General features: G+C 70.8%; 23 protein-coding genes and 1 riboswitch. Of the genes, 11 read left to right on the plus strand and 12 right to left on the minus strand.

Translation table 11 applies throughout. The annotated features are described in order from the left end of the window. Window positions 1-179: 179 nt before the first annotated feature. Both VLJ82_RS17215 and VLJ82_RS17220 read right to left on the minus strand, forming a co-directional pair. Window positions 180-1,127, minus strand: a complete 948-nt coding sequence (locus tag VLJ82_RS17215) for a hypothetical protein (RefSeq protein ID WP_408664594.1) — start codon at window positions 1,125-1,127, stop codon at window positions 180-182. After that, on the minus strand, window positions 1,048-2,775 hold the full coding sequence (locus tag VLJ82_RS17220) for a hypothetical protein (protein ID WP_408664595.1): 1,728 nt from the start codon (window positions 2,773-2,775) through the stop codon (window positions 1,048-1,050). Before VLJ82_RS17220 ends, VLJ82_RS17215 begins: the two co-directional genes overlap by 80 nt. A 234-nt stretch (window positions 2,776-3,009) precedes the next feature. Here VLJ82_RS17220 and cysD point away from each other — a divergent pair, with 234 nt between their 5' ends. The 3 genes from cysD to VLJ82_RS17235 are packed head-to-tail and all read left to right on the plus strand — an operon-like array spanning window position 3,010 to window position 6,953. Beyond that, window positions 3,010-3,972, plus strand: coding sequence for a sulfate adenylyltransferase subunit CysD (gene cysD / locus VLJ82_RS17225; protein ID WP_408664596.1), 963 nt, complete (start codon window positions 3,010-3,012; stop codon window positions 3,970-3,972). Beyond that, complete coding sequence (gene cysN, locus VLJ82_RS17230; RefSeq protein ID WP_408664597.1) at window positions 3,972-5,879, plus strand: sulfate adenylyltransferase subunit CysN; 1,908 nt, start codon at window positions 3,972-3,974, stop codon at window positions 5,877-5,879. The genes cysD and cysN overlap by 1 nt, the downstream gene beginning before the upstream one ends. Window positions 5,880-5,882: 3 nt before the next feature. Continuing rightward, the gene (locus tag VLJ82_RS17235; protein ID WP_408664598.1) at window positions 5,883-6,953 is read left to right on the plus strand and encodes a DUF1353 domain-containing protein; all 1,071 of its coding nucleotides are present in this window, start codon (window positions 5,883-5,885) and stop codon (window positions 6,951-6,953) included. Window positions 6,954-7,007: 54 nt separating this feature from the next. On the opposite strand, the gene VLJ82_RS17240 is transcribed toward VLJ82_RS17235, so the two are convergent. The 5 genes from VLJ82_RS17240 to VLJ82_RS17260 form a co-directional block, all read right to left on the minus strand. Further along, window positions 7,008-7,802 (minus strand): amino acid ABC transporter ATP-binding protein, encoded by a 795-nt coding sequence (locus VLJ82_RS17240; protein WP_408664599.1) that lies wholly within the window; start codon window positions 7,800-7,802, stop codon window positions 7,008-7,010. Continuing rightward, the gene (locus tag VLJ82_RS17245) at window positions 7,799-8,647 is read right to left on the minus strand and encodes an amino acid ABC transporter permease (protein ID WP_408664600.1); all 849 of its coding nucleotides are present in this window, start codon (window positions 8,645-8,647) and stop codon (window positions 7,799-7,801) included. The genes VLJ82_RS17240 and VLJ82_RS17245 overlap by 4 nt, the downstream gene beginning before the upstream one ends. Continuing rightward, window positions 8,628-9,431, minus strand: coding sequence for a transporter substrate-binding domain-containing protein (locus tag VLJ82_RS17250; protein ID WP_408664601.1), 804 nt, complete (start codon window positions 9,429-9,431; stop codon window positions 8,628-8,630). The genes VLJ82_RS17245 and VLJ82_RS17250 overlap by 20 nt, the downstream gene beginning before the upstream one ends. A gap of 257 nt (window positions 9,432-9,688) precedes the next feature. Next, window positions 9,689-10,717 carry a nitronate monooxygenase gene (locus tag VLJ82_RS17255; RefSeq protein ID WP_408664602.1) on the minus strand — a complete coding sequence of 343 codons (1,029 nt, stop codon included), beginning with the start codon at window positions 10,715-10,717 and terminating at the stop codon, window positions 9,689-9,691. Window positions 10,718-10,795: 78 nt separating this feature from the next. Then, window positions 10,796-10,928: riboswitch (cobalamin riboswitch) on the plus strand. Next, a complete protein-coding gene (locus tag VLJ82_RS17260) occupies window positions 10,917-11,186 on the minus strand; it encodes a hypothetical protein (RefSeq protein ID WP_408664603.1) in 270 nt (89 codons plus the stop codon). Its footprint overlaps the riboswitch before it by 12 nt. A gap of 22 nt (window positions 11,187-11,208) precedes the next feature. On the opposite strand from VLJ82_RS17260, the gene VLJ82_RS17265 reads away from it, so the two are divergent. From VLJ82_RS17265 to VLJ82_RS17280, 4 genes are all read left to right on the plus strand, one after another. Continuing rightward, window positions 11,209-12,030 (plus strand): ABC transporter substrate-binding protein, encoded by an 822-nt coding sequence (locus tag VLJ82_RS17265; RefSeq protein WP_408664604.1) that lies wholly within the window; start codon window positions 11,209-11,211, stop codon window positions 12,028-12,030. Further along, entirely contained in the window at window positions 12,027-13,085 is a 1,059-nt protein-coding gene (locus tag VLJ82_RS17270; protein WP_408664605.1) for a FecCD family ABC transporter permease, read from the plus strand. The genes VLJ82_RS17265 and VLJ82_RS17270 overlap by 4 nt, the downstream gene beginning before the upstream one ends. 91 nt (window positions 13,086-13,176) lie before the next feature. Beyond that, window positions 13,177-13,959 (plus strand): ABC transporter ATP-binding protein, encoded by a 783-nt coding sequence (locus VLJ82_RS17275; protein WP_408664606.1) that lies wholly within the window; start codon window positions 13,177-13,179, stop codon window positions 13,957-13,959. A 28-nt stretch (window positions 13,960-13,987) separates the two neighbouring features. Beyond that, the gene (locus VLJ82_RS17280) at window positions 13,988-14,614 is read left to right on the plus strand and encodes an adenosylcobinamide amidohydrolase (protein ID WP_408664624.1); all 627 of its coding nucleotides are present in this window, start codon (window positions 13,988-13,990) and stop codon (window positions 14,612-14,614) included. A 17-nt stretch (window positions 14,615-14,631) separates the two neighbouring features. On the opposite strand, the gene VLJ82_RS17285 is transcribed toward VLJ82_RS17280, so the two are convergent. The 5 genes from VLJ82_RS17285 to VLJ82_RS17305 all read right to left on the minus strand — a co-directional run bounded on the left by VLJ82_RS17285 (window position 14,632) and on the right by VLJ82_RS17305 (window position 22,058). Next, window positions 14,632-15,657 carry a protein NO VEIN domain-containing protein gene (locus VLJ82_RS17285; protein WP_408664607.1) on the minus strand — a complete coding sequence of 342 codons (1,026 nt, stop codon included), beginning with the start codon at window positions 15,655-15,657 and terminating at the stop codon, window positions 14,632-14,634. A gap of 204 nt (window positions 15,658-15,861) precedes the next feature. Then, window positions 15,862-17,082 carry a Fic family protein gene (locus tag VLJ82_RS17290; protein WP_408664608.1) on the minus strand — a complete coding sequence of 407 codons (1,221 nt, stop codon included), beginning with the start codon at window positions 17,080-17,082 and terminating at the stop codon, window positions 15,862-15,864. An 81-nt stretch (window positions 17,083-17,163) separates the two neighbouring features. Further along, complete coding sequence (locus VLJ82_RS17295) at window positions 17,164-20,517, minus strand: lamin tail domain-containing protein (RefSeq protein ID WP_408664609.1); 3,354 nt, start codon at window positions 20,515-20,517, stop codon at window positions 17,164-17,166. Window positions 20,518-20,728: 211 nt separating this feature from the next. Then, window positions 20,729-20,977, minus strand: a complete 249-nt coding sequence (locus tag VLJ82_RS17300; RefSeq protein ID WP_408664610.1) for a hypothetical protein — start codon at window positions 20,975-20,977, stop codon at window positions 20,729-20,731. 34 nt (window positions 20,978-21,011) lie between these two features. Continuing rightward, the gene (locus VLJ82_RS17305; RefSeq protein WP_408664611.1) at window positions 21,012-22,058 is read right to left on the minus strand and encodes a radical SAM protein; all 1,047 of its coding nucleotides are present in this window, start codon (window positions 22,056-22,058) and stop codon (window positions 21,012-21,014) included. A 206-nt stretch (window positions 22,059-22,264) separates the two neighbouring features. Between VLJ82_RS17305 and VLJ82_RS17310 the strand changes: the two genes are divergently transcribed. Genes VLJ82_RS17310 through VLJ82_RS17325 form a run of 4 tightly spaced genes read left to right on the plus strand, consistent with a single transcriptional unit; the run spans window position 22,265 to window position 25,592 of the window. Further along, window positions 22,265-23,518: a CpaF family protein gene (locus tag VLJ82_RS17310; RefSeq protein ID WP_408664612.1), complete on the plus strand. Its 1,254-nt coding sequence runs from the start codon at window positions 22,265-22,267 to the stop codon at window positions 23,516-23,518. A gap of 1 nt (window position 23,519) precedes the next feature. Next, a complete protein-coding gene (locus VLJ82_RS17315) occupies window positions 23,520-24,377 on the plus strand; it encodes a type II secretion system F family protein (RefSeq protein ID WP_408664613.1) in 858 nt (285 codons plus the stop codon). Further along, a complete protein-coding gene (locus VLJ82_RS17320; RefSeq protein ID WP_408664614.1) occupies window positions 24,374-25,318 on the plus strand; it encodes a type II secretion system F family protein in 945 nt (314 codons plus the stop codon). The genes VLJ82_RS17315 and VLJ82_RS17320 overlap by 4 nt, the downstream gene beginning before the upstream one ends. A gap of 49 nt (window positions 25,319-25,367) precedes the next feature. Next, window positions 25,368-25,592, plus strand: a complete 225-nt coding sequence (locus VLJ82_RS17325) for a hypothetical protein (RefSeq protein ID WP_408664615.1) — start codon at window positions 25,368-25,370, stop codon at window positions 25,590-25,592. The last annotated feature ends 3 nt before the right edge of the window (window positions 25,593-25,595 follow it).

Raw genomic sequence — 25,595 nt, forward strand, 5'->3', positions numbered from 1 at the left:
CCGGTCCGGCACCCTGCACATCGAGTCGGCCGGCGAGAACGGCCAGGAGACGCTGGTCAACATCCCGCGGGCCAACGACGTGCAGCAGACCCTGAACCGGCTGATCGAGGCCGACTCCAACCGGCGCGAGTACCCGCGCCCCGGGCCGAGCTGACCCGCACCGCGGCGACCCGGGCCGGCTAACCAGCCGGGGCGGGCTGGCGGTCGGCCGGCTCCGCGGTGAGCTCGGGTGGGGTGACGGCCCGCGCCAGCGCACCGCCGGAACCGGTCAGCGTGGCCAGCATCTGCCGGACGTGCGCCAGCTGGGCGTTGATGCTGTCCCGGCGCTGGGTGGCGGCGGCCAGCTCGCGTTCGGACTCGGAGCGGATTCGCTCGGCCCGCGCGACGGCCTCGGCGAGCAGCTGCTCGGACCGGCGCTCGGCGTCGGCGAGCAGCAGGGCTGCCTCGCGGTCGGCCTCGGCGGCGGTGTGCTCGGCCTCGGCCCGCAGCTGCTCGGCGTGCTCACGGGTGATGGCCAGCTGCCGTTCGGCGATCGCGGTGCGCTGCTGCAGGTCGGCCTCGGCCTTGTTCCGGCGCTGGGTGAGCGCCTGCTCGAAGTCACCGGCGGCCTGGGCGGCCTGGGCGCGCTGCCCCTCGTAGATGGCCTCGGCCTCGGCCCGGCGCGCGGCGGCGTGCCGGTTGGCCTCGTCGATGATCTGGTCGGCGCCGCGCCTGGCGTCCTCCAGCACCCGGGCCGCCTCCTGGTCGGCGGCGATCCGGGTCTGCTCGGCGTAGCGCTGGGCCTCGGCCATGGTGCGGGCGCTGGTGGCGTCCAGTTCGAGCAGCCGGCGGTTCACCTCGGCCGCGGCGGCGGTGCGCAACTCGTCGGCCTCCTGCTGGGCCAGCGCCAGGATCTGCCCGACCCGGCCGCCGAGCTCGGCGAAGCTGGGCTCCGCGGTACCGGCCTCGGCGGCGAGGCGGGCGGCCGCCTCGGCGGCGGTGAGCTCGGCCACCCGGCGGGCCAGGTCGTCGGCGCGCTCCTCGGCGGCAGCCGCGGCCGCCGTCAGCTCAGCCAGCCGCCGGTCGACCTCGGCGGGCTCGTAGCCGCGCATCACCGTCCGGAAGGCCTCGTTGCTGTTCGGGATCATGGGCCGCTCTCATCATCTGCGTGAGTAGGAAGCTGCTGTCGCCGTCCTCGGTGTCCTCCCCGTTGTCGGCATCAGGGGCGTCCGGCACTGCCGCGACCGGCACCCGCCGGCCGGCCTGGTTGGTGATCAGCCGGGTCCGGACCGGCTCGCTCGCCGCGCTGTCGGTGCTCACGCCGTCGAGTGCCACGAAGGCGTGCCGGCCCACGCTCGGTTCGGGCCGGGCCGCCAGCTCAGCGGCCGCCAGCTCGGCGGCCGCCGGCTCGGCGGCCACCGGCTCGGCAGCCACCGGCTCGGCAGCGGGCTCGACCGCCGCCAGGTGCCGGCCGGGCGCCGCGGGTGGCCCGGCCGCATCCGCCAGGACCTCGATCGCGGCGGACAGCTCGCCGAGCTCGGCGGCGATGGCGTCGCGTCGTTCGGTGAGCGATGCGACCTCGGCGCGAGCGGAGTCCAGCAGCTGCTGGGCCTGGGCGCGCAGGCTCTCCGCCTCGGCACGGGCGTCGCCGAGCAGCAGGCCGGCCTCGGTCTTGGCCGTGCGACGCAGCTCGTACATCTCCCGCTGCGACCGGCCGACCTGCTCGGCCACCTGCTCGCGGACCGCCCGGGCGCCGGCCTCCGCCTCGGCCAGCCGGCGTTCGGCCCGGTCGTGCTGACCGGCGGCGGCCTGCTCCGCCTCGGCCAGGATCGCCTCGGCCTGCCGCCGCGCCTCGGCCAGCAGGGCGGCCGATTCGGCAGCGGCACTGGCCAGCTGGCGGTCCCGGGCCTCGGCGGCCAGCCGCAGCTCGGCGTCGAGCTCACCGCGCTGCCGGCGCACCTTCGCCGTGGCCGAGGCGAGCACGTCGCCGACCCGCAGCCGCAGCTGGCGCAGCGCGGCGGCTGCCTCGGCATGGGCCTGGCCGCGAATCCGGTCCGCCTCCAGGTGCGCGGTCCCGATCAGCCCGGCGACGACCTGCTGTGCCCAGGCGGTCTGCTCGCCGGCGGCGGCCAGTTCCCGGGTCACCGTGTCCCGGGCCTGGTCGAGCAGCGCCGCCGCCTGCTCGGTTGCCGCTTGCAGCTGGACTGCCGAGTCGTGCGCCGCCTGGTCCAGGCGCTGCTGGGCGGCGCCGAGCAGCTGCGCCGCCTGCTGCTGGGCCTGGTCGAGCACGCCGGCGGCATGCTGGTCGGCGGCGGTCCGGGTCGCGGCCGCTTCGGCCCGTGCGACGGCCTGCAGCTCGCGCAGCTCCCGCTCGTGCTCGTTCCAGGACCGGGTCAGGTCGGCGGCGAGGTCCGCGTGCCGCTGGTCGGCCTCCCGCTGGGCACCGAGCAGGATCTGCTCGGCCTGGGCCCGGAACGCGGCCGCGGCCAGCTCGGCCTGGGTGCGCTCCTGCTCCGCCTCGGCCCGGGCCGCGGCCAGCACGGACTCGGCGGCCTGCTCGGCGGCGGCCGCGACCAGCATCGCCTGGTTGGTCGCGTCGCGGATCAGCACCTGCGCCTCGTCGTGCGCTTCGACCAGCCGGGCCCGGGCCGCGGCCAGCTTGTGCTCGGCGGCGGCCAGGGCGTCCTCGGTCACCACCTGCCCGGAGCCGGAGCGCAGCTCGGCCGGACGCGGCAGGAAAGCCGTGACGGGGGTCGACTCGTCGCCGATACTGCCTGGCGCCGAGTTCTCCCGCATGCGGCAGATGGTCGCAGATAGCGTGCTGCGCACACCGTATTCACAGGGCTATGTCGCCGTATTCCCCGAACTTTCGGGCAGTTCTTCACGGTGAGTCAACAACTGCCCAGCACAGCGTCACCGCCTGCCGTTCCGGCGGGTAATTCCCACGCTTCCCCCCGAGCCCGGAGAAAGCATTCCAAACGTGCTCCTCAGAACCGGTCCGGGGCAGGTAGCGTGCGTGCAGCGTGGAAGATGGACGCGGGCGACGACGTTGGTCCGGTGGCAGGTGCCGGTAGAAGAGGCGGGAGACTACAACCAGTGCTGACACATCTGCAGCAGCTCGAGGCCGAGAGCATCCACATCTTCCGGGAGGCGGTGGCCGAGAGCGAGCGTCCGGTGATGCTGTACTCCATCGGCAAGGACAGCTCGGTGATGCTGCGGCTGGCGCAGAAGGCCTTCAGCCCGTCCAAGCCGCCGTTCCCGCTGCTGCATGTCGACACCACCTGGAAGTTCCGGGAGATGTACGAGTTCCGGGACAAGATCGCCGCCGAGACCGGCATGGAACTGCTGGTGCACCAGAACCCGGACGCCCTGGCCGCCGGCATCAACCCGTTCACGCACGGCTCGGCCGTGCACACCGACATCTGGAAGACCGAGGGCCTGAAGCAGGCGCTGGACAAGTACCGCTTCGACCTGGCCTTCGGCGGCGCCCGCCGGGACGAGGAGAAGTCGCGGGCCAAGGAACGGGTCTTCTCGATCCGGTCGGCCGCGCACCGCTGGAACCCCAAGCGGCAGCGGCCGGAGCTGTGGCGGCTCTACAACGCCCGGGTCAATCCCGGTGAGAGCGTCCGGGTGTTCCCGCTGTCCAACTGGACCGAGCTCGACATCTGGCAGTACATCCGGCTGCAGGACATCCCGATCGTGCCGCTGTACTACGCCAAGCCCCGGCCGGTGGTGGAGCGGGACGGCACGCTGATCATGGTGGACGACGACCGGATGCCACTGCGCGCGGACGAGGTGCCCGAGCAGCGCAGCGTCCGGTTCCGGACCCTGGGCTGCTACCCGCTCACCGGGGCGGTGGTCAGCGACGCCAGCACCATCACCGAGGTGATCGGCGAGATGCTGGTGACCACCAGTTCCGAACGGCAGGGCCGGGTGATCGACCACGACTCGGCGGCGTCGATGGAGAAGAAGAAGCAGGAGGGGTACTTCTGATGGCCGCGCCAATCGCCGAGGGCTCGTCGCCGGCGGAGATCGAGGAGTACCTCGACGCGCACGAGCGCAAGTCGATGCTGCGGTTCATCACCTGCGGCAGCGTCGACGACGGCAAGAGCACCCTGATCGGCCGGTTGCTCTACGAGTCCAAGCTGATCCTGGACGACCAGCTCAGCGCGCTGGAAGCCGACTCCAAGCGGTTCGGCACCCAGGACGGCGAGCTGGACCTGGCGCTGCTGGTGGACGGCCTGGCCGCCGAGCGGGAGCAGGGCATCACCATCGATGTCGCCTACCGGTTCTTCACCACGGCCCACCGCAAGTTCGTGGTGGCCGACACCCCGGGGCACGAGCAGTACACCCGCAACATGGTCACCGGCGCGTCCAACGCCGACCTGGCGGTGATCCTGGTCGACGCCCGCAAGGGGGTGCTGACCCAGACCCGCCGGCACAGCTACCTGGTCTCGCTGCTGGGCATCCGCAAGATCGTGCTGGCGGTCAACAAGCTCGACCTGGTCGGGTTCTCCCAGCAGGTCGCCGCCGACATCGAGGCCGACTACCGGCGCTTCGCCTCCCAGATCGGGATCGCCGACGTGGTGGTGATCCCGATGTCGGCGCTGACCGGTGACAACGTGACCAGCCCCAGCCCGCGGATGCCCTGGTACTCCGGCCCGCCGCTGCTGGAGTACCTGGAGCGGGTGCAGACCGACGTCGCCGACCCGGACGAGCCGTTCCGGATGCCGGTGCAGTGGATGAACCGGCCCGACCAGCACTTCCGGGGTGCGTCGGGCATGATCGTGCGCGGCTCGGTCCGGCCGGGTGACCGGGTGCAGGTGCTGCCGCACGGCAACGAGAGCACGGTGGCGCGGGTCGTCACCGCCGACGGCGACCTGGAGCGGGCGGTGGCCGGGCAGTCGGTGACGCTGACCCTGACCGAGGAGATCGACGTCAGCCGTGGCGACGTGCTGTCCTCGGTGCGCGACGCCGCCCAGGTGGGCGACCAGTTCGAGGCGCACGTGGTGTGGATGTCCGAGCACCGGATGCTGCCGTCCCGCTCGTACCTGCTCAAGCTCGGCACCCGCCGCACCACCGCGACCCTGAGCCAGCCCAAGTACAAGATCAACGTCAACACCCTGGAGCAGACCGCGACGACCTCGCTGGAGCTCAACGAGATCGGGGTGTGCACCCTCAGCCTCGGCGAGCCGATCGCCTTCGACCCCTACCGGGACAACCGCGAGATGGGCGGCTTCATCCTCATCGACCGGCTCACCAACGACACGGTGGCCGCCGGGATGCTCCATTTCGCCTTGCGGCGCAGCACCAACATCAGCTGGCAGGCCATCGAGGTGGACAAGCGGGCGCACGTCGCCCTCAAGGGCCACCAGCCGTGCGTGGTGTGGTTCACCGGGCTCTCCGGCGCCGGCAAGTCCACCATCGCCAACCTGGTCGAGCGGCGGCTGCACGCCGACGGCCGGCACACCTACCTGCTCGACGGCGACAACGTCCGGCACGGCCTGAACCGGGACCTCGGCTTCTCCGAGATCGACCGCATCGAGAACATCCGGCGGGTCGCCGAGGTGGCGAAGCTGATGGTGGACGCCGGCCTGATCGTGCTGGCGTCCTTCATCTCGCCGTACGCCGCCGACCGGGCGATGGCCCGCAACCTGGTGGGTGAGAACGAGTTCTGCGAGGTCTTCGTCGACACCCCGCTGGACATGGCCGAGCACAACGACCGCAAGGGCCTGTACGCCAAGGCCCGGCGCGGTGAACTGCCCAACTTCACCGGCATCGACTCGCCTTACGAGGTGCCGCAGGCTCCCGAGGTGCACATCGACACCACCACCACCTCGGCCGAGCAGGCCGCCGAGCAGGTGGTCGAGGCGTTGCGCCGAATGGGCATCGTGAGCTGATGGGTGCCGGCTGACATGCCGTTCATCGCCCGCCGGCCCAATCCGGACCTGCCGGCGGACGGGCCACCCGAGCCGATCCGGCTGGCCTACTTCTCGGTGCGCGAGGTCAAGCAGCGGGTGCCCGCCGATGCGGCACGGAAGGTGAAGACGCCGCGCTGGCAGCTGTGCACGACCTACGGCTACCGCGCCGAGGACGGCCGGTACTTCGCGGTGCCGGCGCAGACCGGCGGCGTCGACGTCGAGGGCCAGTACACCGACCTGGCGTCGGTGCCCGGCTTCCTGTGGGGGCTGCTCGGTCCGTACGGGCGGCAGTTGCGCCCGGCGCTGCTGCACGACCACCTCTGCAACGTCGCCGAGGGCAAGGTGCCTGCCGAACCGGACGACCGCAACGCCGCCGGGCAGCCGGTGCCGCCGGGCCGGACACCGGTGCAGATCCGCAAGGAGGCCGACTACCTGTTCCGGGAGGCGTTGCGCTCCGAAGGCGTTCCTCCGGTGCGCAGCTGGCTGTTCTTCACCGGGGTCTCGTTCGGCCGGTTCCTGACCTATGCCAGGTGGCTGGCCCTGCTGCTCGGGGCGCTGGCCGGACTGTTCGGCGTGCTGGCCTGGCATGCGCTCACCGTGGCCCTGGGCGGTGGCCCGCGCCGGGTCGACGGGTGGTTGTCCGAGCGCTGGTTCTGGCTGGTGTTCCTGGGCATCGCGGTGTTGCTGGCGGCCGGGCTGCGCCGCCGGCTGATGACCCTCGCGGTGCTGGCCGCGCTGCTGGTCATCGTGGTGTGCCTGTCCGGCGCCGATCCCGCCGTTGCCGGCTGGTCGCACTCGCTGGGCTGGCATGCCGGGGCTGCCGGCGTGCTGCTGGCCGCCCTGGCCGCGGTGGGGCTGACCACCGACGTGCGGGTCGCGCTGATCACTGCGGTGGTGGTGCCGGTGATCCTGCCGGTGGTGCTGGCCACCCTGCTGGCGCAGGAGATCCTGGCCCTGCCGGACCTGGTGAACTGGGCGCTGCACGGCTACCCCGACGACCAGGAGCCGGATCCCGGCCCGCTGCTCGGCCCGGCGACCCGCGGCCGGTTCTGACCCGGCTGCCGCGTTCTGCCGGCTGCCGCACTCGGCTGGTCACCGTTCGGCTGGTTACCGCTCGGCCGGGCCCTCGGCGGCGGCGGGGTCGAGCACCCGGGACAGGAACGACCGGGTGCGCTCGTGCCGCGGCGCGGCGATCACCTGCTCCGGGCTGCCTTCCTCCACCACCACGCCGCCGTCCATGAACACCACCCGGTTGGCCACCTCGCGGGCGAAGCTCATCTCGTGGGTGACCACCATCATGGTCATGCCCTCGGCGGCCAGGTCGCGCATCACGGCCAGCACGTCGCCGACCAGTTCCGGGTCCAGCGCCGAGGTGGGCTCGTCGAACAGCATCACCTCCGGCCCCATCGACAGCGACCGGGCGATCGCCGCGCGCTGCTGCTGGCCGCCGGACAGCTGCGCGGGGTAGGCGCCGGCCTTCTCCGACAGGCCCACCTTGACCAGGTTGCCGCGCGCCACCTGCTCGGCCTGCTGCCTGGACCGGCGCAGCACCCGGCGCTGGGCGATGGTGAGGTTCTCCAGCACGGTCAGGTGCGGAAACAGGTTGAACGACTGGAACACCATGCCGATCCGGCGCCGGGCGGCGTCGATGTCGACGTCCGGATCGGTGAGCTCGACGCCGCCGACGAACACCTGTCCCGACTGCGGCTCTTCCAGCAGGTTGATGCAGCGCAGCAGGGTGGACTTGCCCGAGCCGGACGGCCCGATCACGCAGACCACCTCGCCGCGCGAGACGGCGAAGTCGATGCCGCGCAGCACGTGGTTGGCGCCGAAGGACTTGTGCAGCGCCCGGACCTCGATGACGGCGCTGTCCCGGCTGCGCTCCGCTGCGTTGCCGGTCATGCGTTCGCCTTGGCGTTGCGGCCCTCGAGGCGGCGGGCCAGGTAGCTCAACGGGACGGTGATGACCAGGTAGCACAGGCCCGCGATCAGGATCGGGGTGATGTTGGCCTTGGTGCTGGCCAGGTCCCGGCCGAACTTGGTGAGCTCGCGCTCCTCCAGCTGCACGCCGAGGAACAGCACCAGGCTGCTGTCCTTGAACAGCAGCACCAGCTCGTTGGTCAGCGGCGGGATGATGATGCGGAAGGCCTGCGGGATGATGATGCTGATCATCGCCCGGCTGCTGGACATGCCCAGCGACCGGGCCGCCTCCCGCTGGCCGCGCGGCACGGCCTGGATGCCGGCCCGGACCGTCTCGGCCATGTAGGCGGCCGAAACCAGTGCCAGGGCCAGCGCGACCTTGCCGACGGTGCCGCCGGGGATGGTGGTGCCCGGAAACGCCAGCGGCACCCCGACCCCGACGAAGATGAAGATCAGCAGTGCCGGCAGGCCGCGGAAGATCTCGACGTAGGCCATCGCCACCCAGCGGTACGGCGGCACCGACGACAGCCGCATCAGCGCGATCAGCACGCCCAGCACCAGCCCGGCGGCGAAGCCGGTGAGCGTGTAGATCACGGTGTTCTTCAGCGCCACGGTGAGCACGTCCGGGAACATCTCGCGGGCGATCTCGCCGCGCGCGAAGTTCTGCCGCAGGGTGTGCCAGTCGGCGAGGGCGGCGAGGGTCGCCACCACCGCCACGAAGACCGTGTACTGGATACCCAGGCTGATCCGCCGCCGCTGCCGGCGGGTCAGCCTGGGCCGGCGCACGCCGGCAGCCTCGCCGGGCGCGTCAGCCAGTCGGCTTGTCACCGATCCACTTGCTGTAGAGCTGGTCGTAGGTGCCGTCGCTGTGGGCCTTGGCCAGCGCCGCGTCGATCTTGGACAGCAGCTCGTCGTTGCCGTCCTTCTTCACCGCGAAGCCGTACTGCTCGCCGGTGTCGAGGTTGGCCACGATCTCGAAGCCGGAGTTGGCCGAGTCCTTGAGCCAGCCGTTGACCACCGGCAGGTCCTGGACGATCACCTCGACCTGGCCGCTGCGCAGGCCGTTGAGCTCGGCCTCGGAGGTCTCGAAGGAGACCGGGTCGGCGCCGTGCGCCTTGACGTAGTCCTCGCCGGTGGTGGAGGCCTGCGAGCCGACCTTGTGGCCCTTGGCGGTGTCCATCGAGGTGATGCCGGAGCCCTTCTTGGCCAGCAGCGCCTGGGTGGCGTCGAAGTAGGGGTCGGAGAAGTCGAGGTTCTTCTTGCGCTCGTCGGTGATCGTCATGCCGGCGGCGGCGACGTCGCACTGGCCGGCGTTGAGCGCGGCACCGGTCTTGATGTTCTCGAACGGGGTGTCGACGATCTTCTGGGTCACGCCGAGGTCCTTGGCGACCAGGTCGATCAGGTCCACGTCGAAGCCGACCACCTTGCCGCCCTCGATCGACTGGAACGGCGGGTAGGGCAGGTGGGTGCAGGTGGTGAGTTGGCCCGATTTGATGAGCTTGATGCCGCCGGTCTGGGCGGAGTCGTCGGACTTCTTGTCGCTGCTGCAGCCGGCGAGCAGGACCAGAGCGCCGGCTGCCAGGGCCGTGCGCGCCAGGAAGGTGCGGTGCATGGATGCTCCTGAGGTAGCGAAGGGAAATGCCATCCTCGCATTACCGGGCGCAATCGCTGTGGAGGTGTGCCGGACACCGTGGCACGGCACCGGCCGCGCGGGTTCGCCTGCCGGCTTTGCCGGCCGCCCGGGCGTATCGGTCCGGCGGCTGGCTTCTCCTTGAAGTACCGGTGTCCTGACGGAGCCGGCGGTTAAGCAGCAGCCGCCGGGCCGGGGCAGCAGCACCGAATGGGGTTGCTGCCCCGGCGTCAGCCGTCCTACAGGTCGCCGGCCAGCCATTCGAAGACGGCGCGGGCCGGCCCGGGGCGGGCGTTGCGGTAGCCGGTGCCGGCCCACAGGTGCAGCCGGTGCGGGTCGCCGGCAGCGGCCGCGGCCTGCCGCAGCCCCCGGGTCAGGTGGTGGATCGCCGGGTAGCCGGCCGGCGCGCTTGCCTCGTGGTCGGCGATGAACTGGTTGCGTAGCCCGCGCGCGTAGCGGCCGGTGAAGGCCCGGGTGACGACGGTGCCGGGAAAGCCCGGGTCGGCCAGGGCGTCCTGGTAGGTCTTGGAGGCGCCGCTCTCGTCGGTGCGCAGCAGCAGGGTGCCGACGGCCACCGCGTCGGCACCGGCGTCCAGCAGGGTGGCGACGGCCCGCGGGCCGTCCACGCCGCCGGTGGCGAGCAGCGGCAGCCCGGTCGCCTGCCCGACGGCCCGGACGAGCTCGTCGGTGCGGGTCGGGGTGATCGTCCGGTGGGGATCGTGGGTGCCGCTGTGGCCGCCGGCGTCGCTGCCCTGCACGATCAGGGCATCCGCCCCGGCCTCGGCCGCCGCCCGGGCCTCGGAGACGGTGGTGACGGTGACCAGCAGCCGGCTGCCGGCGCGGCGCAGCGCGGCGAGGTCGGCCGGGCGGGGCAGGCCGAAGGTGACCGACACCACCGGCACCGGATCGGCCAGCAGCAGGTCGAGCTTGTCCTGCCACCGGTCGTCGTCGGTCTGCGGCACCGGCGGCAGGTCGAGTCCGAAGCGCTCGGCCTCGGCCCGCAACTCCTCGGCGTAGCGGCGGTAGTCGGCCTCGCTGATGCTGCTCGGGGTGGGCGCGAACAGGTTCACCCCGAAGTTGTCGGTCCTCCGGCGCAGTTCGGCGATCTCGGCGGCCAGCGTGTCGGATGTCTTGTAGCCACCGGCCAGGAAGGCGAACGCTCCCGCCTCGGTGGCCGCGGCAGCCAGCCGGACGGTGGTGGCGCCGCCGGACATGGGTGCCGCCACCAGCGGCAGCGGGCTGCCCAGCGGGTTGGCGATAAGTGCCATCTGGCTGTCCTCCTCCGGGTGGGGTGGCTCGGGTTCCCCGGGACGCGACTGGTGCGGTGCCGCTGTCGCGGCGTGTTATCGTTCTGCCCGTCTCACGGTTGGTGTGAGACGGCGCATCAGCAGCGAAGACCGGTGAGAATCCGGCGCTGTCCCGCAACGGTACTGCCCCGCCAGGGGCGAGCCCGGACGCCTGCCTGCGTCACGACACCTGTCCTCGGAGGAAGGGCGGTTCGGACAGGCCTGCGCGGCTTCTCCCGTCGCCGGTCTTGGCGAGCGCACTTCGTCCTCCCTGGTCGATCGGAGGATGAATCAAAATGGAAAGACGTTGGTGGACGGCGCCGATATGCGCCGTGGCGGCAGTGACCCTGCTGGCCACGGCTGGCTGCTCCAGCTCGGACACCTCGCAACCGGCCGGCAGCGGCTCGAGTCCGGCCGCCTCGTCGCCGGGTGGCAGTTCGAGCGCCAGCACCGTTGCCGAGGCCGTGTTCCCGGTGACGCTCGGGACCGGCAGTACCGCGGTGACGATCGAGAAGAAGCCGGCCCGGATCGTCTCGCTGTCGGCGACGGTGACCGAGGACCTATTCGCGATCGGCGCCGGGGCCCAGGTGATCGCGGTCGACAAGAACTCCAGCTACCCGGCCTCGGCCCCGCACACCGCCCTGGACGCCTACCAGCTCAACGCCGAGGCCGTCGCGGCCTACCGTCCCGACCTGGTCGTGGTGTCCGGGGTGGCGCCGGCCCAGGTCACCAAGCTCAAGGCACTGAAGCTGCCCGTCATCGACGAGCCGGCCGCTGCCAACCTCGACCAGGTCTACGAGCAGATCACCGATCTGGGGAAGGCCACCGGCAACGCCTCGGCGGCGGCGGCGCTGGTCGCCTCGATGCAGCAGAAGATCACCGACATCGTCGCCTCCACGCCGAAGCCGCCGGCTGGCGCCAGCTACTACTACGAGCTCGACCAGACCTACTACTCGGTCACCACGTCGACCTTCGTCGGCCAGCTGTTCAAGCTGCTCGGCCTGACCAGCATCGCCGACGCGGCGAAGGGTGCCGCGGCCGCCGGCGGGTACCCGCAGCTGAACAGCGAATACGTCGTCAAGTCCGACCCGGGCTACCTGTTCCTGGCCGACACCAAGTGCTGCGGGCAGTCGGCGAAGACGGTCGCCGCGCGGCCGGGCTGGGCGGTGCTCGGGGCCGTCAAGGGCGGGCGGATCGAGGCCCTCGACGACGACGTCGCCTCCCGCTGGGGACCGCGCGTCGTCGACCTGCTGCAGACCATCTCGGCCGAGCTGAAGGAGCACCCGATCAGGTGACAGCTTCGGCGCCGACCGGCGGCGGCGTGCGCGCGCGCCGCCACCAGCTGCGGCTTCCCGGCACGGTCGCAGCACTTGTGCTGGTCGGCGCCGTCGTCCTGGCGTCCTGCATCGGGCCGGTGTCCATCGGTCCGGACCGGGTGGTGGGCACCGTGCTGGCGCAGCTGTTCGGCGCGCACACCTCGGTGCCGCCGGTGGACCAGGCCATCGTCTGGAACCTGCGGCTGCCGCGGGTGGTGCTCGCCGCCCTGGTCGGCGCCGCGCTGTCGGCGAGCGGCACGGCCTACCAGGGCGTGCTGCGCAACTCGCTGGCAGATCCGTACCTGCTCGGGGTGGCGGCCGGTGCGGGCCTGGGCGCCACGGTGGCGATCGTCTCGGGCGGATCGGGATCGGTCCTGCTCCCGGTCGCGGCGTTCCTCGGGGCGGTGGCGGCGGTGGTGCTGACCTACCTGGTGGCCTCGATGGGGTCCGACCGGGCCAGCGGGTACACGGTGATCCTGGCCGGCGTCGCGGTCGCGGCGATGCTGACCGCGGTCCAGACCTTCCTGCAGCAGCAGCATTCCGAGGAGATCCGCCAGATCTACAACTGGTTGCTGGGCAGCTTCTCGGTGGCCAGCTGGCGCGACGTCGGCCTGGCGCTGCCGTACCTGGTGGTGAGCATGCTGGTGCTGCTGGCCCACCGGCGGGTGCTGGACGTGCTGCGGGTGGGTGCGGAGGAGGCCGGCACCCTCGGCCTGCACCCGACCCGCACCAGGCTGCTCATCGTCGCCGCGGCGACGCTCGGCACCGGCGCCGCGGTGGCGGTCAGCGGGTTGATCGGCTTCGTCGGCATCATCGTCCCGCATGCCGTCCGGCTACTGACCAGCGCCAGCTACCGGGTGGTCATGCCGGTGGCGATGCTGGGCGGCGCGGCGTTCCTGGTGCTGGCCGACCTGGTCGCGCGGACCGTCACGGCTCCCGGCGAGGTGCCCATCGGGGTGGTGACGGCCCTCGTCGGCGGCCCGTTCTTCCTCGCCGTGCTGCGCTCCCGCCGCACCCGGCAGGGGTTGCTGTGATTTCGGCTGCAGTGACTCCGGCCGTCGTGATCCGGGCCGTTGCGCCCCGGGCCGTCGTGACTCCGGCCGTTGCGCCCCGGCGGGGGCCGGCGTGACCAGCCTCGGCTTCGAGCAGGTGACGGTCCGCTACGCCGGCACCCCCGCGGTCACCGATGCCAGCTTCACCGTCGCCGAAGGCGAATGGGTCGCCCTGGTCGGGCCGAACGGCGCCGGCAAGTCCAGCCTGCTGCGCGCCGCGACCGGACTGGTTCCGCACGAGGGAGCCGTCCGGGTGGGCGACCGGCCGGCGAAGGCACTGTCCTGGCGGGAACGGGCCCGCTGCATCGCGCTGGTGCCGCAGCAACCCGAGCTGCCCGCGGCCATGCCGGTGCTCGACTACGTGCTGCTCGGCCGTACCGCGCACATTCCCTACCTGGGCCGGGAGTCCGCGGCTGACCTGCACATCAGCGAGTCGGTGCTGGACCGCCTGGGCATGGGCAGGTTCGCCGCGCGGCCGCTCGGCACGCTTTCCGGCGGAGAGATCCAGCGGGCGGTGCTGGCGCGGGCGCTCGCCCAGCAGGCGCCCGTCCTGCTGCTGGACGAGCCGACCAGCGCGCTCGACCTGGGGCGCCGCGTCGAGGCGCTCGAACTCGTCGACGAGGTGCGCCGCGAGCACGGCCTGACCGTGCTCAGCGTGCTGCACGACCTGACGCTGGCCGCCCAGTTCGCCGAACGGCTGGTGCTGCTGGTCTGCGGCGAGGTCCGCGCGGTGGGCACCCCCGAGGCGGTGCTGGATCCCACCGTGCTTGCCGAGTCGTTCGGTGCCCAGGTGCGGGTGATGGCCGGTGCGGACGGCCGGCTGGTGGTCGTTCCGTACCGCAGGACGACGCCGTGATCGCGGGTGCCGGCGCGCCGTGATCGCGATGACCCTGCACACCCGGCCCGAGGACGGGGCGGTGCTGCCGTACCTGGTGTGGCGCTTCCTGGGTCCGCTGCTGGTCGCGTCCACCGCATCGTCTGGCGGCGGTGTCGGCACCCGGAGCTGGATCATTAACGCCCAGGTCAGCCATGACTACGCCCGCCACGACCTGGACGCGCACGCTGCCGAACTGGCGGCCGGTGTCCGGCTCGCCGGTGCCGGGGTCGCGATGTTCACCGCCGCCGACGTCACCCGGGTCCGGCGGGCCACGGACGGCGGGGTGAGCGCCGAGGCCACCGTCGGGCTCACCCACCCGACCTGGGCCGCGGCCGCCGAGTCCGGTTCGCCGACCGGTGTGGACTCCGTTCCGCCGGCCGCCGGCACGATCAACATCGTGGCTTTCCTGCCGGTGAACCTGACGTCCGCCGCCCTGCTCGGCGCGCTGTGCACCGCCACCGAGGCCAAGACCCAGGCCCTGCTCGAACGCGGCATCCCCGGCACCGGAACGCCATCGGACGCCGTCACGGTCGTGTGCCCCGCCGAAGGTTCCGAGCCGTTCTGCGGAGTCCGGTCCGAGTGGGGCGCGCGGCTCGCGCGGGCCGTCCACGCGGCGGTTAGCCTCGGCACCTGAGCGCCGTCAAGGACGTCCTACTTGCCGGACCATCCGCTGGGCGGCAGCTTGTAGCGGAACCTGATCTCTTGTAGCCGTGACGCCTCGGCGGTCCAATTCTTCCACCAGCGGATCTCGCCTCCATCGGCTTGCACAGAGCCGTCTAACTCCCGCCACCACTGGATGCCGTCGACCACGACCAAATCAGTGGGTTGCCAGTCACGAGAGTTGTCGACCTCGCCATATGTCAATTCGACCGTCTTGGCTGCCCCCGATGATCCCTTCACTTCGACCCGCCGGATTTCATCCCTTTTAGTCACAACCAAGTCGTAAGGCTTCGTCGACCCGGTGTACTCGACCTCATAGTCCAAGGCCTCATACGCCTCGATGGCTAGGTTCACGGCCCGCCACTCGATAGCGCTACGAACCGCGGAGTCAGCGATGTAACCGCTGCCGCCGCGCTTCGCGGACTTCCTTTCGGTTGAAGTCGCGCCTGGCTTCGGGCCGGTGACATCACCCAAGTCCTCTAGCGCCAGGATCTCCAGGACCTCGCGAGGCATCTTGACGAAGTAGGTCTGCTGAGCACGAAGCTCTCGCCTGTCGCTGAAGCCGAACGGAAAGTACAGCCTGCCGTCGGGGTATTGAACTTCAAGCTGCGCCAGCACCTTCCGGAGCTCCGGCTCCCACGCTCGGACTTCGCTGATAAGCACCGGGCGCGCAAGCGGTGTGAAGTTCAGTAGCGGCATGCGCCATGCGGGACGTGGTTCCAGGCTGCCAGCCCTTCTGCCGACCGTCCCATGCGCTTGCCAGGAAATGTCTGTCTCTTCGTAGAAGCCGGTCGCCTGTGACCATCCAACGATCCCGGGTTCACCGGCTAGGGTCTTGTGCCAGTGGACGATGACGTCACCGGGTTGGACATAGGTGATGAGTTCATAGCCCCAGTAGGGTCGGCCGCTCCCGTCAGCCGTTGGCGCAAAGAGATCCGCACCGAGATCATCACGGTCCGTGATCTCCATCCAAAATCGTTGATGAGGGTCGCTCGCCCACCACGTGTAGATCGCCATGCAGAGCATGATGCCCAAGTGCTTCGGCGTGTGTGGCGGTTGATAACAAAGCGTTGCTTGCGTGCAGGAAACACCCTCCTGAAGGGGATGCCACTCTCGCTCTGCCCGAGTGCTCGGAATCAAGGCTTGCTCGTCGAAGCTTCCTCCAAGCCCATTCTCAGCGACTCATACTGCAGGTCCCGAACAGTCGAAGCTGCTGAACCATCAGGTGGGAAGCGTGGCGTGTGCAATGCGCAGGCCGAGGTCGTCCAGCTCGTCGAGGATCAGACCGGCGCCCCAGACCTGGTTACGCTTCCGGTCGGTCAAGGGACGGAGCACACCGGTATCGGACAGCCGATTGAGGGCGGCGAAGATACTGCTGCGCGGAGCATCCACCAGGGCGATGGCATCTTCCGATGACAGGATCGGCCGGGTGGGCAGCAGGGTCAGCAGCTTGGCGGCGGCGCTGCCGCTCCGTATCGATCCCACCCTCTCGCGCCACTCGTCGGTGATGTCGTTCAGGCGGGTCGCTGTGACCCGCGACTGTGCGGCGGCGATGCGCGCCGACTCGGCGAAGGTGGTCAACAGCGGATCGATGTCTCCGCGGCGGTAGGAGTGCAGCAGTTCGAAGTAATGGTCCCGGCGCGCCACCAGAGCTGAGGCCAGCGGAATGACGACGCTCGTGGTGGCGCCGCGCCGTCGCAGCACGGCGTTGATGAGTGCTCGGCCGATCCGGCCGTTGCCGTCGGTGAAAGGGTGGATCGATTCGAACTGGGCGTGCGCCAGCGCTGCCTGTGCCAGAGCCGGCAGGTCGTTCCGGTTGGCGAAGCTGAGCAGGTCGTCGAGGTAGCCCTCGACGGTGTCCGGCGGCGGTGGCACGTAGAGCGCGCCCCGTGGTGAGTGGTCGCTGCCGCCGATCCAGTTCTGCATGTCCCGCAACCGGCCGGCGTAGCGCACTTCGACAGGATCGTCTTGCATCAGCACCCGGTGGGCCGCGGTGAGGGAGGCTCGTTCGATCCAGCCGGTGCGTGCCACGTCGTCGATCATCGTGGCGAGGGCAGTGGTAGCGGCTGCCATGGAGACCGCCGACGGATTGCTGCGGATGCCATGCAGGGCACGGGCGTAGTCGTCCAGGCCGGCTTCGACTGCTTCGATCTTTGACGATGCCACCGACTCCGTGCGCAGCAACAGCATGCCGAGCGCTGCCAGTTGCGTGCCGTGCGCGGTGTCGAGAGCGGTGATCTCCTGCATTGCTGATTCGAGATCCGCTGCCAGTGAAGCGTCGACGCTGACATCCTGCTCGGCGATCAACGGCGGCAGGGACACCGTGACCTCGCGCAGCATCCGGTCTTCCTTGCTGCCCCCGCGATGCGACTGCTGCCACGGGAAGGTCCGCTTTTCGTGCACCGGCCAGCGCAAGGCAGCTGCTCGGGCGACCGGCGACATCGGACCTCCTAACTCGGACTAACGGTACCACTAGTCCGAGTTAGGAGGGTTAACTCGGACTAAGGCCGCCGTTAGTCCGAGTTAGCGCACCGCCAGGTCGTCGAGCTGCACGGACTTCGCCCCGGTGTTGGAGCTGCCCCGGTTCAGCGAGACGAACAACTGACCCGCGGCGGTCACGGAGGTGTCCGTGACGGTGGCCCGCCAGGTCGCGGGTTCGGCCTGCCCATCCGGCCAGGTCTTGTACTGGACCGTCGATCCGGATACCCGCAACCGCACCCACTGCCGTCCGGAGCCCACCTGCTGGGCCCCGCTGGCCGTGCCCAGCGAGGTGTTGGTTCCGGCCACCGTCTTCCAGAGCGTGACGGACGAGGAATTGGACGCCAGCTCCAGGCCGTAGCCGTTGGTGGGCCGGTAACTGTTGCGCCAGCCACCCGAGCCCCGTACGAAGATGCTCAGGTAACTGACCGGGGTGCCGGCGTTCCACCGGTAGGAGAAGGTCGTGTCGCTGTCGGCCCGCGCCGCGAGCCCGGTCAGTTGCGCCCGGGCGTACGCGCCGGCGGTGTCGTTGACCGCCAGCTGACCGGTGCCGCCCTGCTGGGTCACGGTGCCGGTGGCCGCGCCGGGCGTCCATGCCGAGCCCCAGGCCGCGCCGTCGGCGCCGGTCCAGGTGTCGGAGAACAGGATTCCGGTGTCGGTCGTGGTGCTGGCCTGGAGGGTGTTGCCGGCCGGCCCGACGTTGCCGGCGCCGTCCAGCGCCTGGACGGTGTAGCTGTAGGTGGTGCCCGGCGCCAGCCCGGTGTCGGTGAAGGTCAGGCCGGTAACCGTGCCCGGCAGGGCCGTTCCGTTGCGGGTCACGCGGTATCCGGTCACGCCCACGTTGTCGGTGGCCGCACCCCAGTTCAGGGTGAGCTGCGTCTGGCCGATCCCGGACGCGGTCAGGGTGCCCGGCGCCGACGGCGGCGTGGTGTCCGGCGGCGGGACGATCGAGTTGATCTTGCCGGGCGTTCCGGTTCCGGCCGGGTTTGCCGACCAGTTCGCGGCCAGCGCGTTGTCGCTGGTGGAGTCCCGCAGCTCCAGGGACGGGCCGGTGCCGTCGGCGGCGCTCGGCCACGGGTCGGTGGCGGAGTAGCTCACCGTGTCGACGATTCGCGCGCCCTGCCGGAGGGTGAGCGTCCCGCCGGTGTCGGGCAGGCTCGAGGCGTACTGGCCGGCGACGAACCGGCCGCCACCCGGGTAGACCGCCCGGAACGCGGTGTCCTTGCGGACCAGCACGGCGTAGGACTGCGGAAGCAGCACCGTGCCGGGCTGGATGGTGACCCCGGCGCCGTCCAGCGTCCAGCCGGAGATGTCGACGGACTCAGCCGCGGAGGGGTTGTACAGCTCCACGTACTCGGCGTCGGGGGAGCCCGCGGGGTGGTACATGATCTCGTTGATGACCACCTCGGGGGCCGTCGACTGCGACGGCGGCACCGGCTTGCCCGGGCCGGTGTTGGCGCTGACCACGGTGCGCCGGTCGGCCAGCCCGTTGAGGAAGTTGGTGCGCGAGGCGCTGGGCGTGTAGCCGCCCCAGACCGTGCGGTCGAGGTTCCAGTCGCTCAGGTACGGCCCGCTGATGGCGTCCCACTCCTGCTCGTACCGGGGCGGCACCAGCAACTGGTCGGCCAGCGTGCGAAGCCGCCGGTAGAACATGTCGCGCAGGTCCGGATAGCCCAGCATCGCCTTGGTGAACCGGTTCGAGGTGTCGGGCGTGAGGAACTCGCCCTTGCCGTCGTCGGCCGGCGTGGTGAAGGTCCAGTTCAGGTCCCAGTGCCACATCTCCCAGCGGCCGGTGCCCTCGGTGTCCCGGGCGACCCACCAGTTGTACCAACCGGAATCCGCGTGCCGCATGACACTGTTGATGGCCATGTAGTTGATCATCTCGGGCACGTTGACGTTCTGGTCGATCCAGGCGCGCTGCGATGCCGAGGCCGGCGCGTCCAGCACCTGGCTGAGCGTCCAGACGTCGGTGAAGTCCTCGTCCTCCCGGGTCTTCTTGTCCAGCCACGGCTCGGGCTCGCACAGCGGGCAGCCGGCGGATGTGGTGGTGGCCAGCACCTGCGGCGACGCGGTCCGCATCAGCGAACCGCCGTCGCCCTTGTAGATGGACCATTTCGAGACGCCCTGGTCGTCGCGCCAGGTGCCGTCCTCGAGCTCCATGACCTTGCCGACGCTCCAGAACTGCCCGTTGCGCTGGGTGCGGACCGGCAGGATCGCCAGCCGGCGGGCGCCGGCCGCGCCGACGGTGTTCCAGGACACGTCGGCCAGCGGCTCGGCATCGCCCATGATGGCGAACTCGTCGAGCTGGTAAGGCAGTTTCGCGCCCATGTCGAAGTCGTGCCCGGACGCCATCTCGACCTTCCAGGACACCTTGGGACGCGACCGGCTGGTGTTGCCGCGAATCCGCATCGCGACGTTGTCGTACACCGTTCCGTCGTAGGCGAGCACGGCCGGCCCGGTGACGTTGTCGTAGCGGTGGTTGGCCAGCAGGTCGTTGTAGACCGCGTCCTCCATGAACCACTCGATGACCGGCAGGTTCGTGCTCACCGCGGGATTCGTCACCACGACGCCGGCGTACTGCACCGAGTCGCCGGCCGGCGGGTAGGAGAAGGCCTGGCCGGCGGCGGTGGCGTCGATGCGGTAGCGAACCAGCCGGCCGGCCGCCTGGCCGGGGATGGTCGCGGAGTACATGCCGTCGCCGCTGCCGCCGGGGCTGGCCGCGTCGTCGAGCAGCGGGACCGGCACGTTCGCGCCGAACATGACCTTGTAGGACAGGCTCGCGTTGGCTCCGATCGGCAACCGGGCGCTGACCACGATCGGCTGGGAGGGCGCCGGTCGCTGCGGGGTGGCCTGGACCGCGGTGACCCGGGGCGGTGGCGCGGTGCCGTCCAGGGAGTTGACGGCACCGGGCGTGCCGCCGATCACGGTGGACGCTCCCCAGTTCTCGGCGAGGGTGTTGTCGAACAGTAGGCCGCGCAGTTCCAGCGACGGGCCGGTGCCGTCGGCCGCTGCGGGCCAGGGGTCGGCGTCGGCGTAGGTGACGGTGTCCACCACGGCGGCGGCCGCGTTGACCAGGGTGACCGTCTCGCCGCCGTTGCTCAGGTTGCCGGAGTACACCGCCAGCGGCGCGAACCCGTACAGCGCCTGGAACCGGGTGGCGTCCTTGGCGACCACCGCGTAGCCGCCGGCAGGGATAGTTGCCCCGGCGGGGAGGGTGACGGTGACCCCGGCGGTGAAGCTCCAGCCGGAGACGTCGACCGGGCTGGCGCCGGTGTTGGCCAGTTCCAGGAAGTCGTCGGTGTCGAGGTCGGTGCCGGCGTGGTAGTGCAGTTCGGAGATCACCACCCCGCCCGGCTCGGCGTAGGCCGGCGCGTTGACGCCGAGCATGCCGACGGCCAAGGCAGTCGATGTGACGGCAGACAGAACCAGACGTGCACGGCGCAGTGCCATGTGTCCTCCCCCGATGGACGTGGAGAGAACATAGCCCTGTGTGACGACAATGTGGGCCGGATTTCCACAGCTTGCGCTGCGTAGTCACAGCACTACGGAAACGTTCTAGAAACCAGGAGCGCTACGGCTGATTACCTGGCCCCGGGCTGGAGAGGGGCCCTCAGCGGCAGATCCGGCCGCCCATGGGATAGGTGCAGCTGCACAGCGTGTTCCCGCCGGACAGGCCACATCCGGTGAGCGGCGGGCGGTCTTCGTTGTCGGAGGTCGAGCAGTACAGGTCGACGGTCACCGATTGCGCCGACTCCGACTCGGCCCGCTCGCGCAGCAGTCCGGCAAGCTCGGCATTTCTGATGACCACATTGCCGTCGGAATCGAAGTCGATGTCGTCGGGACCTACCGGGATGCTCATCGGGCACCAGCACTTCTCATCGTGGGACGGCGACTCATCTCTCACTCCCTGGGATTGCGGTACGGATCGTCGGCAGGGGAAGTGCGGTAACGGTTCTTCGGTCTTCCGGCAATCCGACCAACGGGCAGCCAAGCTCGACCTCGTCGTGGCTGAAGATGCCCCGGATCCACGGCCGGACCCGGTCGGGATCGATATTCAAGCCGCCGTCGGGCGTCAGTCTCCCCACCGTGTTCCTGGCGTCGTTCAGCGCCACGGTGCATTTGGCAACGCGTCCGTCCGCCCGGATCACCCAGGAATTGGCGGCGGCCGCGTAGCACGCCGCCTCCTCCGCCGGCACGAAGCCCTGAGTCCTGGGAGCCGCCCGCACTGCCAACTCCCGCAGTTCGTCGCAGAGCGCGTCGCAGTCTTGAGCGGGCATCGTGGTGATCTGGCCCGAGTGGGGTCCGCCCAGGTCTGAGATGCCGCGGAAGAAGAACCGGACCCGCGGATCGTCGAACCCGGCAAGCAGCTCCGCCATGGCCGGGAACTCGCGGCGCAGTTCCTCGCGGACGTGCACCCGGATGATCAACGAGAATTCCAGGTCGGTCTCGATCATGTGCGCGAGGTTGGCCCTGATGCGGTCGAAGGTGGTCCGCGCGCCGGCGGATCGCCGGTAGGTGTTGTGCACCGCTTCCGGCCCGTCGAGCGTCACCTGGTACACCGTCACACCGCTCGTGACGAGCTTCTCGAAGAGGGCCGGCTCCAGCAGGGAGGCGTTGGTGGTGATGTCGGAGGCGAACGCGACCGACCGCTTCCTCGCCAGTTCCTGCGCGAAGCCGGAAAGCTCGACGACGCGGTCGGCCGCCAGCAGCGGCTCGCCGCCGAACCAGGACAGGTGCAGCGCGCGCAGGCCGGACAGCCGGCGCGCCAGGAACGAATGCAGGCCTGCCCAGACCGCATCGGTCATGGCGCCGATGCTGAAGTCCTCGTAGCAGTAGCTGCAGCGGAAGTTGCACTGCTCGGTCGGCATGACGATCAGCTGCAGCCGGTCGGCTGCCAGGAGATCCAGGCGGGGAGTCCTGACGTCCGTGGCGAGGGTCATAGCGCCCGATCATAAAGTTCACACGGTGCGGTTCCGGCCAGCGACGTGAGGTGAGTTTGGCGTCCGGTGTTCGGCTGAGGAAGCGCCCGCACTAGACGGACTATCTAGTGGTTATCCACACATCCGGCCCTAAGTGGGCAAGCTCCGCATGACGTGGTTAAGCTGCCTCGAGTTGATCTTGGACATCGGTCGGGGGAGGTGTGGGTATGCCGAGCGCGCAGGCGATCGTCGAGGGCGAGGTCCGGGAGCTGGTGCGCCGCCGGCAGCTCGATCCGGTGCTGGAACCGGAGGCAACCCGCCGGCTGGTCGACGAGGTGCTCCTCGACTACCTGGACCGGGCCGCGGTCTCAGCGCTGCCGCCGCTGGGTGACGCCGAGGCCACCGCCCGCACGGTGTTCGACCAGGTGGCCGGGTTCGGGCCGCTGCAGCCGTTCTTCGACGACCGGGCGGTGGAGGAGATCTGGATCAACGAGCCCGGCCGGGTGTTCGTCGCCCGGCACGGCCGGTCGGAGTTGACCACGGTGATCCTGACCAGCGGCGAGGTCGCCGACCTGGTGGAGCGGATGCTGCGGCTGTCCGGCCGCCGGCTGGATCTCAGCGTGCCGTTCGTGGACGCGCAGCTGCCCGACGGTTCCCGGCTGCACGTGGTGATCCCGTCCATCACCCGCCGGCACATGGCGGTGAACATCCGCAAGTTCGTGATCAGCGTGGCCGGCCTGGGCGAGCTGGTCCGGCTCGGTTCGCTGCCCGAGCCCGCCGCCCGGTTCCTGGAGGCCTCGGTCGCCGCCGGGCTGAACGTGCTGGTCTCTGGCGGCACCCAGGCGGGCAAGACCACTCTGCTCAACGCGCTGTGCGCGGCGATCCCGGCGACCGAGCGGGTGATCACGGCCGAGGAGGTCTTCGAACTTCAGGTGCCGCTGCCCGACGTGGTGTCGATGCAGACCAGGCAACCCAACCTGGAAGGCACCGGCGAGATCAGCCTGCGCCGGCTGGTCAAGGAAGCGTTGCGGATGCGGCCGAACCGGATCGTGGTCGGCGAGGTGCGGCAGGAGGAGTGCCTGGACCTGCTGATCGCGCTGAACTCCGGGCTGCCCGGCATGTGCACCCTGCACGCGAACTCCGCCCGGGAGGCACTGGTCAAGATGTGCACCCTGCCGCTGCTGGCCGGCGAGAACGTCAGCGCCGCGTTCGTGGTGCCGACGGTGGCCGCCTCGGTGGACCTGGTGGTGCACCTGGGCACCGATTCCCGTGGCCAGCGCCGGGTCCGGGAGATCGTCGCGGTCACCGGCCGGGCCGAGGGCGAGGTCATCGAGACCTCGGAAATCTTCGGCTACCGGCAGGGCCAGCTGCGCCGGAGCAACGGTTACCCGCCGCATGCCGAGCGTTACGAGCAGGCGGGCTACCACCTGAGCGAGCTGCTCGGCCAGGCCGACCGCACCGCGTCAGCGGCAGGCGCCTGACGTGGGGGCGTTCGTGGGGCTGGTCGCCGGCATCGGGCTGCTGCTCATCTGGCGCAGCGGCTCGCGCGCGCCGCAACGCGGCACCGTCCGGACGGGCTGGACCACTCGCCGGGACGAGCTGATCCGGCAGGCCGGGGTCGACTCGGTCAGCTCTGTCCAGCTGCTCAGCCTGCAGCTGATGGCGGCGCTGCTGGCCGGACTGGTGGTCCAGCTCGTCACCGGCACGGTGGCGGTCGCCGGCTGCTTCGCGGCCTTCGCCTTCCTGGGCCCGCTCGCCGTTCTCCGACGGCTGCGCCAGCGCCGGCAGGTCGCGCTGCGCGAGCTCTGGCCGGAAGCCATCGACAACCTCGCCTCGGCCGTCCGGGCCGGAATGTCCTTGCCGGAAGCGGTATCCGGGCTCGGCAGCCGGGGGCCGGAACCGTTGCGTCCGGCGTTCGCCCGGTTCGCGGTGGCCTACCGGGCCAGCGGGCGGTTCGCCGAATGCCTGGACTCGCTCAAGCACGACCTGGCCGACCCGGTCGGCGACCGGGTGTGCGAGACCTTGCGGGTGGCGCGCGAGGTGGGCGGCAGCGACCTCGGCACCGTGCTGCGCACCCTGTCCGAACTGTTGCGCGTCGACGCCCGGACCCGAGCGGAACTCGAGACCCGGCAGGGCTGGACGATCAGCGCGGCGCGGCTGGCGGTGGCCGCGCCCTGGATCGTGCTGCTGCTCCTGGGCAGCCAATCGGCCAGCCTGCAGAGCTTCGACTCCTCCGGCGGGGTGGTGCTGCTGGCTGTCGGTGCGGCGGTGTGCCTGGTCGCGTACCGGATCATGGTGCGGATCGGCCGACTGCCCGAGGAACCCCGGGTGCTGCGATGACCAGCTGGTGGCTGGGTGCGGTCCTGGGCCTGACCGCGGCGCTGGGTGCCGTGCTGGCGATCCGGTCGGCGCCGCCGATGCGAGCGCTCCGGATCGGTGACCGGATCGCGCCCTACCTTGCCGATACCCCGGCGCCGTCCCGGCTGCTGGCCCACTCGGCCGGTCCCGCCGCGCCGCTGGAGGTGGTGCGGCGGTTGCTCGGGCCGGCCGCCGCCGGCCTGGTCAGCTGGCTGGACCGGCTGGTCGGCGGCTCGGCCTCGGTGCGGCGCCGGCTCGGCGGGCTGGGATCGGCTGTCGATATCGAGGAATTCCGGATCGAGCAGGTGGTCTGGGGCGGTGTCGGCATGATCGGCGCGGCCTGCTCCCTGACCGGACTGACCTACCTGCGCGGCGGCGTCGACCCGGTGCTGGTGATGGGTGCCGCTGGGCTCGGGGCGGCGGGCGGGGTGCTGGGCCGGGACTGGTGGCTCACCCGGCAGGTGCAGCGGCGCGAGCGCGCGATGCTGGCCGAGTTCCCGGTGATTGCCGATCTGCTGGCGCTGGCCGTGCTGGCCGGTGAGGCACCGGTCGACGCCATGCAACGGGTGTGTCGGCTGACGCGCGGCGAGCTGACCCGTGACCTGCAGGGTGCGCTGGACGAGGCCAAGGCCGGCAAGCCGATGGCAAAGGCACTGGGCGAGCTGGCCGAGCGGACCACCCTGGAGCCGTTCAGCCGGTTCCTGCAGGGATTGCTCGTCGCCATCGAGCGGGGTACGCCGCTGGCCGAGGTGCTGCGGGCCCAGGCCACCGACGTCCGGGAGTTCTCCAAGCGGGCGTTGCTGGAGGCCGGCGGCCGCAAGGAGCTGCAGATGATGGTGCCGGTGGTGTTCCTGATCCTGCCGGTGACGGTGCTGTTCGCGCTCTACCCGGGGCTGCTGACCCTGGTATCGCTGTCCAAGTAACGCATGGGAACGAGCACGGTTTCCCGTGCTCAGGAAAGGGGATTGACGGATGGTTCAGGCGCAGCTGCTGGCGGCCTGGTTCGGCAACGGCTACCTGCACGCCCGGCGGCGGGTCCGCGGCGACAGCGTCGAGCGCGGTGACGTGCCCGGGTGGGTGATGGTCACCGTCATGTCGGCCGGCCTGGTCGTGGTGATCTTCGGCCTGTTCAAGGCGAAGATCACCGACGCGGTGAGCAACGCGATCGACTCGGTGACCGGCGAGACCGGTAACTGAAGG

Origin of the sequence: Jatrophihabitans sp. (assembly GCF_035474675.1) — a bacterium.
Taxonomy (GTDB): Bacteria; Actinomycetota; Actinomycetes; order Mycobacteriales; family Jatrophihabitantaceae; genus Jatrophihabitans_A.